Genomic DNA, 417 nt, shown 5'->3' with positions numbered 1-417 from the left:
CGACTGCCGCGATGACATGACTATTGTACGTGAAGAAATCTTCGGTCCAGTCATGAGCATCCTGAGTTATGACACCGAGCAAGAAGCCATTCGCCGTGCCAATGACACCGATTATGGTCTGGCCGCAGGTGTCGTCACACCAGACTTAGCCCGTGCACACCGAATTATTCATCAGGTCGAAGCAGGTATCTGCTGGATTAATACCTGGGGTGAATCACCTGCAGAAATGCCGGTCGGTGGCTATAAGCATTCCGGTGTCGGACGTGAAAATGGTCTAGTCACTTTGCAGCACTACACCCAGACCAAATCGGTTCAGGTCGAACTCAGTCCTTTCCAGTCTGTATTTAGCGCATAAGGGGTATTTGATTAATTACGACTATATTATTATCGGTGCGGGCTCTGCGGGTAATGTTCTGG

The 417-nt window shown here is 49.6% G+C and carries 1 protein-coding gene; it reads left to right on the top strand.

Going from position 1 to position 417, the window contains the following annotated elements; genetic code table 11:
• The coding region (locus B4J23_RS05585) for an aldehyde dehydrogenase family protein (protein WP_291359182.1) at nt 1-355 on the top strand (355 nt) is incomplete at its 5' end.
• Between the last annotated feature and the right edge of the window lie 62 nt (nt 356-417).

Source organism: Acinetobacter sp. UBA3025, from assembly GCF_002367915.1.
In the GTDB taxonomy this organism is placed as follows: domain Bacteria; phylum Pseudomonadota; class Gammaproteobacteria; order Pseudomonadales; family Moraxellaceae; genus Acinetobacter.
Note: the sequence above shows the minus strand (reverse complement) of the source record. Positions and strands in the feature narration are given on the sequence as shown.